The 9,742-nt window shown below is 68.6% G+C and carries 9 protein-coding genes; 4 read left to right on the plus strand and 5 right to left on the minus strand.

The window, feature by feature from the left end; genetic code table 11:
* Window positions 1–47: 47 nt before the first annotated feature.
* Both AAFN89_RS20025 and AAFN89_RS20030 read right to left on the minus strand, forming a co-directional pair.
* Window positions 48–1,376 carry an ammonium transporter gene (locus AAFN89_RS20025; RefSeq protein WP_347540995.1) on the minus strand — a complete coding sequence of 443 codons (1,329 nt, stop codon included), beginning with the start codon at window positions 1,374–1,376 and terminating at the stop codon, window positions 48–50.
* A gap of 1 nt (window position 1,377) precedes the next feature.
* Window positions 1,378–1,716 (minus strand): P-II family nitrogen regulator, encoded by a 339-nt coding sequence (locus AAFN89_RS20030; protein ID WP_347540996.1) that lies wholly within the window; start codon window positions 1,714–1,716, stop codon window positions 1,378–1,380.
* A 246-nt stretch (window positions 1,717–1,962) separates the two neighbouring features.
* Between AAFN89_RS20030 and AAFN89_RS20035 the strand changes: the two genes are divergently transcribed.
* Complete coding sequence (locus AAFN89_RS20035; RefSeq protein WP_347540997.1) at window positions 1,963–3,222, plus strand: UbiH/UbiF/VisC/COQ6 family ubiquinone biosynthesis hydroxylase; 1,260 nt, start codon at window positions 1,963–1,965, stop codon at window positions 3,220–3,222.
* 201 nt (window positions 3,223–3,423) lie between these two features.
* Entirely contained in the window at window positions 3,424–3,606 is a 183-nt protein-coding gene (locus AAFN89_RS20040) for a hypothetical protein (RefSeq protein ID WP_347540998.1), read from the plus strand.
* Between the two features lie 251 nt (window positions 3,607–3,857).
* On the opposite strand, the gene thpR is transcribed toward AAFN89_RS20040, so the two are convergent.
* The 3 genes from thpR to AAFN89_RS20055 all read right to left on the minus strand — a co-directional run bounded on the left by thpR (window position 3,858) and on the right by AAFN89_RS20055 (window position 6,252).
* Window positions 3,858–4,427 carry an RNA 2',3'-cyclic phosphodiesterase gene (thpR, locus tag AAFN89_RS20045; protein WP_347540999.1) on the minus strand — a complete coding sequence of 190 codons (570 nt, stop codon included), beginning with the start codon at window positions 4,425–4,427 and terminating at the stop codon, window positions 3,858–3,860.
* Window positions 4,428–4,442: 15 nt separating this feature from the next.
* The gene (locus AAFN89_RS20050) at window positions 4,443–5,480 is read right to left on the minus strand and encodes an NADP(H)-dependent aldo-keto reductase (protein WP_347541000.1); all 1,038 of its coding nucleotides are present in this window, start codon (window positions 5,478–5,480) and stop codon (window positions 4,443–4,445) included.
* A 67-nt stretch (window positions 5,481–5,547) separates the two neighbouring features.
* Window positions 5,548–6,252, minus strand: a complete 705-nt coding sequence (locus AAFN89_RS20055) for an arylesterase (protein WP_347541001.1) — start codon at window positions 6,250–6,252, stop codon at window positions 5,548–5,550.
* A gap of 34 nt (window positions 6,253–6,286) precedes the next feature.
* Here AAFN89_RS20055 and AAFN89_RS20060 point away from each other — a divergent pair, with 34 nt between their 5' ends.
* Together AAFN89_RS20060 and AAFN89_RS20065 are read left to right on the plus strand one after the other, a co-directional pair.
* Window positions 6,287–6,991: an ABC transporter ATP-binding protein gene (locus tag AAFN89_RS20060; RefSeq protein WP_347541002.1), complete on the plus strand. Its 705-nt coding sequence runs from the start codon at window positions 6,287–6,289 to the stop codon at window positions 6,989–6,991.
* Window positions 6,988–9,546 (plus strand): FtsX-like permease family protein, encoded by a 2,559-nt coding sequence (locus AAFN89_RS20065; RefSeq protein WP_347541003.1) that lies wholly within the window; start codon window positions 6,988–6,990, stop codon window positions 9,544–9,546. Before AAFN89_RS20060 ends, AAFN89_RS20065 begins: the two co-directional genes overlap by 4 nt.
* Window positions 9,547–9,742 lie beyond the last annotated feature (196 nt).

Consider the following 9,742-nt stretch of genomic DNA (forward strand, 5'->3'; position numbering starts at 1 on the left):
AACGGCCGGAGGGGTGGGACCCCTCCGGCCGCTTGTTTCCGGCGAGCCTACTGGATGGTTTCGCCGTGGATCGCGAGGTCGAGCCCGTCGCGTTCGGCTTCCGGGCTGACGCGGAGGCCGGTGACGAGCTGGACCACCTTCAGGATGACGAAGGTGCCGATGGCGCTCCAGGCGACGGTCGCCAGGATGCCGTAGACCTGCACCAGCACCTGCCCGGGATTGCCCTCAAGGAGGCCCGGATAGCCGCCCAGCTCGCCGACCGCGAACACGCCGGTCAGCACCGCGCCGACGATGCCGCCGACGCCGTGGACGCCGAACACGTCCAGCGAATCATCGTAGCCGAAGGTCTTCTTCAGCCAGGTCGAGGCGACGTAGCAGAGGACGCCGGCGACAAGGCCGATGACCAGCGCGCCGCCGGGCGCGACGAAGCCCGAGGCAGGGGTGATCGCCACCAGACCGCCGACCGCGCCGGAGATGATGCCCAGCAGGCTGGGCTTGCCCTTGGCGATCCATTCCGCGACCATCCAGGAAAGCGCCGCGCCCGCCGTGGCGAAATGGGTAACCGCCATCGCCATCCCCGCGCGCCCGTTCGCGCCCAGCGCCGACCCGGCGTTGAAGCCGAACCAGCCGACCCACAAGAGCGAGGCGCCGATCAGGCTCAGCACCAGATTATGCGGGGCAAAGACGTGGCCCGCGCTGGCGCCGTAGCCGGCCCGCTTGCCGACCACGATGGCGGCCACCAGCCCGGCGACGCCGGCATTGATGTGGACGACGGTGCCGCCCGCGAAATCCAGCACGCCCGCGCCGAACAGATAGCCGTTCGGATGCCAGACCCAGTGCGCCACCGGCGAATAGACCACCAGCGTCCACAGGCCCGTGAACAGCAGGAGCGCAGAGAATTTCAGCCGGTCGGCGAACGCCCCGACGATCAGCGCCGCCGTGATGATTGCGAAGGTTGCCTGGAACATCACGAAGACCGGCTCCGGGATCGTCGTGGCCACCGCGCCCTCCGTCCCCGCGCCCAGCACGAATGCGCCCGTCCAGTCGAGGTCGGCGAGCAGGAAGCGCGACAGGTCGCCGACGAAGGCCCCGCCATTGCCGAAGGCCAGGCTGAAGCCGGCGACCATCCACAGGACGCTGACCAGACAGCAGACGGTGAAGCACTGCATCAGCATGGTCAGCGCGTTCTGCTTGCGCACCATGCCGGCATAGAAGAGGGCGAGGCCGGGGATCGTCATCATCAGGACCAGTGCAGTCGCGGTGATGACCCAGGCGGTGTCGCCGGTGTCGATGGCCGGCGCTTCCTGGGCCAGGGCCGGAAGCGTCAGGAGGAAGCCGCCGGCCGCGCCGGCGACGAGGGTAAGGGCACGGAGCATGTCAGAGGGCCTCCTGGTTGGTTTCGCCGGTCCTGATGCGGACCGCGTGGGCGAGATCGAGGACGAAGATCTTGCCGTCGCCTATGCGGCCGGTATTGGCGGCCTTCTGGATCGTCTCCACGACGCGGTCCGCCAACTCGTCCGTGACCGCGACCTCGATCTTCACCTTGGGCAGGAAGCTCACCGCATATTCGGCGCCGCGATAGATCTCGGTCTGGCCCTTCTGGCGGCCGAAACCCTTCACCTCGCTGACCGTGAGGCCCTGCAGGCCGAGCGCGGTGAGCTGTTCGCGCACCTCGTCCAGCTTGAAAGGCTTGATGATCGCCATGATCAGTTTCATCACGCATTCCCTTAAGCTTCGCCCCTTTGCGGGGTCGTCCGGAGGAAGCGGATTTCAAGTTCCGTGCCGGTTTGCCGCAGCGCAAAAAGGGACGGATTCCGGGGATACGGCGATGCCGGCTGCCTAAATTGAAGGCGGTGACGGAGTGCCGCCTAAATTATAGCCATTTCCATGCGGCCGCCGGTCGCGCCATGGTCGCACCCCCGGGGCTGGACAATCCGCGCGCCGCCGCCGATTGTCCGTTCCATGAGCACGGCTTCCCCTTCCCGGCCCGCGCCCGCCGACCACAGCGCGGAAATCCTGATCGTCGGCGGCGGCCCCGCCGGGCTGACGCTCGCCGCCGCGCTGGGCGGCGCGGGCGTCAGGACGATCGTCGTCGACCGCGAGAGCGCGGCCGCCCGCACCGACGCCGGCTTCGACGGCCGCACCACGGCCCTGACCTGGGGGTCGATCGAGGTGCTGAAGGGCGTCGGCGCGTGGGAGGCGATGGAGCCCAACGCCTGCCCGGTCCTCGCGACCCATGTCGTCGACCGGGGTTCGCCGCTCTTCCTGCATGTCGAAGGCGATGAGATCGGGGACCATCCCTATGGCTACAATGTCGAGAATGGTTGGATCAGGGGGGCGCTGATCGACCGGCTGAAGGCCTGCCCCAGCGTCACCGACCTGTCCCCCGGCGCGATCGCGGGGTTCGAACGGCGACCGGGTGCCGTCGTCGCGACGCTGGCCGACGGGCGGACCGTTGCCGCCTCGCTGCTGGTCGGGGCCGACGGAAGGCGGTCGCCGACGCGGGAATGGGCCGGCATCCCCGTCAACCATTGGGAATACGACCAGATCGCCATCGTGGTGACGGTGGAGCACGAGCTGTCGCACGAGAATGTCGCGGTGGAGCGGCTGTCGCCGTCAGGGCCGTTCGCCATCGTGCCGATGATCGACGACGGCGAGGGGCGGCACCGCGCCGCTTTGGTCTGGTGCGCGCGGAAGGCGGAGGCGGCGCGCTATCTGGCGCTGGAGGAGGCCGATTTCATCGCGGAGATAGAGCGCCGGTGCGGCGATCGGCTGGGCGCGGTCAGGCCGATCGGCCGGCGCTTCTCCTACCCGCTCTCCGGCCTCCACGCCCGGCGCTATGTAGGCGACCGCGTGGCGCTGATGGGGGAGGCGGCGCACGCCATCCACCCGATCGCCGCCCAGGGCCTCAACCTCTCCATGCGCGACGCCGCCGCCCTGGCGGAGGTCGTGGTGGACGCAAGGCGTCTTGGCCTCGATATCGGCTCGGTCGATCTGCTGAAGCGGTATGAGCGGTGGCGGCGGCTGGATACGATGAGCGTGATCGCCTACACCGACACCTTCTTCCGCGCCTTCAGCAACACGATCCCGCCGGTAAGGCTGGGCCGCAACCTGGCGCTGGCGGCGGTCCACCGCGTCCGCCCGCTGAAGAAGGCGATCATCCGCAACGCCATGGGCCTCTCCGGCCAATTGCCCCGCCTGATGCGCGGCGAGACGCTTTAGGAGGGGTTAGCCCCTTTGGTCATTCCGGACTTGATCCGGAATCCATGGGCCATAACCGCCTTCCTCGACGGCGACGATCCGGGCGGTCTTTTGTGAAGACCCCTCACCTTGAGCCCGTCGAAAGGTGTGTGCCCGCATGGTTCGACAAGCTGACCATGAGGGAGGGATACCTGCCCCCGTTCCCTTGGTCATTCCGGATCTATGGACCGTCGCCGCTTCGCAGGCGGCGAAGGAGCGGGTGTGGTCCCGACCTTCATCGGCACCGTATGGATGCTGGATCAAGTCCAGCATGACATTGTTTTTGTTGGTCATTCCGGACTTGATCCGGAATCCATGGGCCATAACCGCCTTCTCGACGGTGACGATCCGGGCGGTCTTTTGTGAAGATCGCCCGTCGAAAGGTGTGTGCCCGCATGGTTCGACGGGCTCACCATGAGGGGGAGGGCCAACCCTTTCCGTTGTTGGTCATTCTGGACTTGATCCAGAATCCATGGACCATGGCCGCTTCACCAGCGGCGAAGGGCCGGGCGCGGTCCCGTCCGCCATCGACGCCGGATCGGGGTCCGGCATGACTTCACAGAAGATTCCTCACCTTGAGTCTGTCGAAAGGTGCGCGCCCGCATGGTTCGACGGGCTCACCATGAGGGTGATGTCTGGTCGGTCAGATTTGAAAGCCGATATTCTGCCAAGGCCTCATGGGCCGGGCCGTTGGAGCCCAGATGGCTGCGGTAGAGGGTGAAGGCATCCACCCGGATCGGCCCGGACCGGAAGAGCGCGTTGTCCTCCAGCCACCGGCCGACCCGGTCGGTCCGCGCCGCCGCGTTCAGCCGGCCGAGCGTCACGTGGGGATGGAACTTGCGGTCGTCGGGCGGCAGGCCGGCCGCCACCGATGCGCGGTCGACCTTGTCGTGGAGGAAGCGCAGGGGCTCCGTCCGGTCGACGCCCGCCCACAAGGTCTGCGGCTTGCGCGCCGTGCCGAAATGGCCGACGCCGTCGAGGACGAGGTCGAAGGAGGGAGCCTCCACCCGGCGAAGCGCGGCGTCGACATCCTCGGCCGCCGGCTCGTCCACCTCGCCCAGGAAGCGCAGCGTGACGTGGAAATTCTCCGGCGGCGTCCAGCGCGCGCCGGGCACGCCCGCCTGGAGGAGGGCGAGACGCTCGCGGACCGTTTCGGGCAGGCCCAGGGCCACGAACAGGCGGATCATTTGTCCTCCCCGACTTCAGGGGCAGGGATTGGGGTTCCCCGCATGGATAGTTTCGATCCCCTCGATCACCTCCGGCGGCAGGGTGAGGTCGTAGGCGTCGATATCGGCCTTCAACTGCTCCATCGTCGTCGCGCCGATGATGGTGGAGGTGACGAAGGGCCGGTCGCGGACGAAGGCCAACGCCATCTGCGCCGGGTCCAGCCCGTGCCGCCGCGCCAGGTCGACATAGCGCCGCGTGGCCTCGTCGCCGCGCGGATTGTCGTAGCGGGAGCGGCGCGGGTCGGTCGCCCGGCGGGATCCCGCCGGCATCGCCCCGTCGAGATACTTGCCGCTGAGCGTGCCGCCGGCCAGCGGCGAATAGGCCAGAAGGCCGCAATCCTCCCGGATCGCGCACTCCGCCAGCCCGATCTCGAACGACCGGTTCAGCAGGCTGTAGGGGTTCTGGATCGAGACGATGCGCGGCAGGCCAACGCTTTCCGCCGCCCGCAGGGCGCTCATCATCCCCCAGGGCGTATCGTTGGACAGGCCGACATGGCGGATCTTGCCGTCCCGCACCAGATCGGCCAGCGCCGCCAGTGTCTCCTCCGGCGGGGTCATCGCCTCGTCGCCGTCATGGCGGTAGTCCAGCTTGCCGAAGCTGTTGACGTTCCGGTCCGGCCAATGGGTCTGGTAGAGGTCGATATAGTCGGTCTTCAGCCGCTTCAGGCTGTCCTCGACCGCCCGGACGATGTTCTTCCGGTCCAGCCGCTGATCCCCGTCGCGGATATATGCGCGCGTGCCGGGGCCGAGGATCTTGGAGGCGAGGACAATCCGGTCGCGGTTCTTTCGCGACTGGAACCACGTCCCGATGATCTCCTCCGTCCGGCCGTAGGTCTCGGCGGACGGCGGCACGGCATACATCTCCGCCGTGTCGAAGAAGTCGATCCCGCGATCCAGCGCGTAATCCATCTGGGCATGGCCCTCGGCTTCCGTGTTCTGGCCGCCCCAGGTCATGGTGCCCAGGCAGAAGGCGGTGACGTGAAGATCGGTGCGGCCGAGCCGACGACGCTCCATGAGGGTCTCTCCGGATACGGGGGAAAAGAGGCAGCCCGGACGGGCCTGAGGGGCGCTTATAAGGCGTTCAGGACGAGGTGGCGAGCCCCTCGGCCTCGATCAGATCGACGATATAGGGCACGATCTGCTCGACGATCCGGGCCACGCCCTGCGCGTTGGGGTGCATTCCGTCCTGCTGGTTCAGCTCCGGGTCGGTCGCCACCCCTTCCAGGAAGAAGGGGTAGAGCGGGATCTCGAACTCATCGGACAGGGCCGGATAGATGGCGTCGAAACGTTCGGCGTAGTCCTCGCCCAGATTGGGCGGGGCGTACATGCCGGCCAGCAGGACCGGGATCTCCCGCGCCTCCAGCTCCCGCAATATGTCCGCCAGATTCTCCTTGGTCGCGGCGGGATCGATCCCGCGCAGCCCGTCATTGGCGCCCAGTTCCAGCAGCACCAGGTCGGGCTGGTCGCCCAGCGCCCATTCCAGCCGGGCCAGCCCGCCGGCGCTGGTGTCGCCGGAGACGCCGCCATTGATGACCTGGATGTCGACGCCCCGAGCCAGCAGCGCGGCTTCCAGCTGGACCGTGAAGCTCTCCCGGTCGGCGAGGCCGTAGCCCGCGACCAGGCTGTCGCCGAACGCCAGCAGCCGCAGCGTGTCGGCCTTCGCCGGCGTGAGCGGCGCCAGCGTCAGGAAGGTGGCCGCCGTCACGGACAGGATCAACGCCAGCAGAGTCCGCGCGGCGTTGAAACGGCTGGCGGGCGGGCCATCTAGGCTTGGAAACGGTGACATCGTCGGAGAGATCATGGAACGGCCGGACGCTTCGATGAATGGACGAAACAGCATCGTCCTCGAAAAAGTTCACCTAGAATTGGAAAGCGCGGCCGGTCCCGTCAACATATTGCGCGGAATAGATCTCTCGGTCGGGCTGGGCGAAGCGGTCAGCGTCGTCGGCCCGTCCGGGTCCGGCAAATCGACCATGATGATGATCTGCGGCGGGCTGGAGCGGCCCACCAGCGGCCGGGTCGAGGTGGCGGGGAAGGATCTGACCCGCCAGTCGGAGGACCAGCTTGCGCTGATCCGTCGCGACCATATCGGCATCGTCTTCCAGAATTTCCATCTGGTGCCGACCATGACGGCGCTGGAGAACGTCGCCATCCCGCTGGAGTTCGCCCGGCGCGATGACGCGTTCGACCGGGCGGCGGAGGGGCTGAAGGCGGTCGGCCTCGGCCACCGGCTGACCCATTATCCGGGCCAGCTTTCCGGCGGGGAGCAGCAGCGCACGGCCTTGGCCCGCGCCTTCGCGGCGGAGCCGGACCTGGTGCTGGCGGACGAGCCGACGGGCAACCTGGACGGCGACACCGGGCGGCAGATCATCGATCTGATGTTCGACCTGACCCGCGACAAGCGCGCCACCCTGCTTCTCATCACCCATGACCCGGCGCTGGCGGAGCGATGCGACCGCGTCGTCCGGCTGGTCGACGGCCGGATCGTCGATGACGGCCGGTCCGACCGGAGCGCCGCCGAATGACGGATTGCGGTGTGGGAGGCGCTGGCGGCGGCGGGCTGGGCCTCGCCTTCCGCCTCGCTAGGCGGGAGCTTCGCGGCGGGCTCAGGGGCTTCTACATCTTCCTCGCCTGCCTGGCGCTCGGCGTCGGCGCGATCGCCACCGTCCAGTCGGTGTCCAGCGGCATCCTGGAAGGGTTGCGGGAGGATGGCCGCGCGATCCTGGGCGGCGACATTCTGGTCCGGAACCTCTACCGGCCGATCGGCCCGGAGGCCGAAGGCTGGATCGCCGAACGGGCGGACGCGGTCTCCGCCGGCGCGGAGATGCGGGCGATGGCGCGCAATGCGGCCGGCGACAGCGCGCTCGTCGAATTCAAGGCGGTCGACGGGCTCTACCCGCTCTATGGCGCGATGGAACTGCGCGGCGGCGCGGAACTGGAGGCCGCGCTGGCGCGCACCGACGGGCGCTGGGGCGCGGTGGTGGAGGATACGCTCCTCGGCCGGCTGGGCCTTGCCGTCGGCGACGAACTCCAAGTCGGGCAGGCGACGTTCGACATCCGCGCGGTGATCGAGCGGGAGCCGGACCGCGCGGCCGGCGGCAGCTTCTCCCTCGGTCCGCGCCTGATGGTCTCGCTCGACGCGCTGCCCGACACCGGGCTTCTCCAGCCCGGCAGCATGATAACCTACGAATACCGCGTCCGGCTGCCTTCCGGCGGCGACCCCGACGCGGCGGTGGAGGCGCTGGAGGCGGCATTCCCGGACCGGAACTGGCGGGTGCGGGACTTCACCGACGCCTCGCCGCAGCTTGAACGGATGATCAACCGGCTGACGCTGTTCCTGACGCTGGTTGGGCTGACGGCGCTGCTGGTCGGCGGGGTCGGCGTCGGCAATGCGGTGAGGGCGTTCCTCGACGGCAAGCTGGCGACGGTGGCGACGCTGAAATGCCTGGGCGCGCCGGGGTCGCTGATCTTCCGGACCTATCTGCTGCAGATCCTGATCCTGGCGGGCGGCGGCATCCTGATCGGGCTCGCGATCGGCATCGTCGCGCCGCCGCTGGTCAACGCGCTGGTCGCCGATCTGCTGCCGATCGAGGCGGAGGTCGGAATCTACCCGTGGGCGCTGGCGCTGGCGGCGGCGTTCGGGCTCCTGACGGCGCTCACCTTCTCCCTCTGGCCGCTGGCGCGGGCGCAGGAGGTTCCGGCGGCGGGGCTGTTCCGCTCGCTCGTCTCCCCCGACAGGGGCTGGCCGCGCGCGGCCTATGTCGCGGCGACGGCGGCCAGCGCCCTGGCGCTCGCCGGGCTGGCCGTGGCGACGGCGCAGGACCGGATGTTCGCGCTCGCCTTCGTCGGCGGGGCGGTCCTGACCATCCTCGCCTTCCGCGCGGCCGCCTGGGCCGCCATGCGGCTGGCGAAAGCGGCGGGCAGGCCAAGGTGGCCGGGGCTGAGGCTGGCGCTCGCCAATCTGCACCGCCCCGGCGCGCCGACGCCCAACGTCATCCTGTCGCTCGGCCTCGGGTTGACCGTGCTGGTCGCCATCGCGCTGATCGAAGGCAACATGTCCCGGCAGGTCCGCGAAAGCCTGCCGGAGGTCGCGCCCTCCTTCTTCTTCATCGACATCCAGCCCGACCAGATCGGCCCCTTCACGGAGATTGTGACCGGCATCGAGGGCACGTCGAACCTGGAAAGCGTGCCCTCCCTGCGCGGGCGGATCGTCGCGATCAACGGTGTGCCGGCGGAACAGGCGCTGGTCGAACCCGGCGAATCCTGGCTGCTGCACGGCGATCGCGGCGTGACCTACGCCGCCCGCCCCAGCCCCGGCGACCGCATCATCGCCGGCGAATGGTGGCCGGAGGATTATGACGGGCCGCCGCTGATCTCGATCTACGAGGATATCGGCACGGCCTTCGGGATCGGCGTCGGCGACGAGATGACGGTCAACATCCTCGGCCGCGACCTCACGGCGGAAGTCGCCAGCCTCCGCGCCATCGAATGGGAGACGCTCTCCATCAACTTCACGATGGTCTTCTCCCCCGAACCGCTCAGCAGCGTGCCGCACACCTATCTGGCGACTGTCCACACCGCATCGCCGGAGATCGACGCCCAGGTCCAGCGCGCCGTCACCGACGCCTTCGCCAATGTCACCGCCGTCCGGGTGCGCGACGCGCTGGAGACGGTGAACGGCATCCTGCGGCAGATCGGGGCGGCGGTCAGGGGCACGGCGGGGATCACGCTGATCGCCGGAACGCTGGTGCTGGCCGGGGCCATCGCCGCCGGGCACCGAAGGCGGGTCTATGACAGCGTCGTGCTTAAGGTGCTGGGCGCCACGCGCGCCGACGTGCTGCGCGCCTTCTCGATCGAGTACGGCATATTGGGGCTGCTGACGGCCGCCATCGCGGCGCTCGTCGGCACGGTTACGGCGTGGGCGGTGCTGACCCGGATCATGGAGATCGAATGGACCTTCATGCCTCAGGTGGTCCTCCTCACCACGGCGATCTGCACCGCCATCACCCTCGGCTGCGGCTTCATCGGCACCTGGCGGGCCTTGAGCCAGAAAGCCGCCCCGCTACTGCGGACGGAGTGAGAAGAAACGCCCCCTCACCCAACCCTCTCCCACGGAGGGGAGAGGGCTAACAACTTGACCCTCTCCCCTCCGTGGGCTACGGCATTCACACATCTTTGGTTGAGTGGCGTTGGATGATCTGATTCTCTGGGTTTGATTGGGATTGGAGGATTGGACGATGGAGACGTCGCTGGGGCGGTTTGGTGACCGCCGCCTG

Source organism: Inquilinus sp. CAU 1745, assembly GCF_039839375.1.
Taxonomy (GTDB): Bacteria; Pseudomonadota; Alphaproteobacteria; order DSM-16000; family Inquilinaceae; genus JBDOQU01.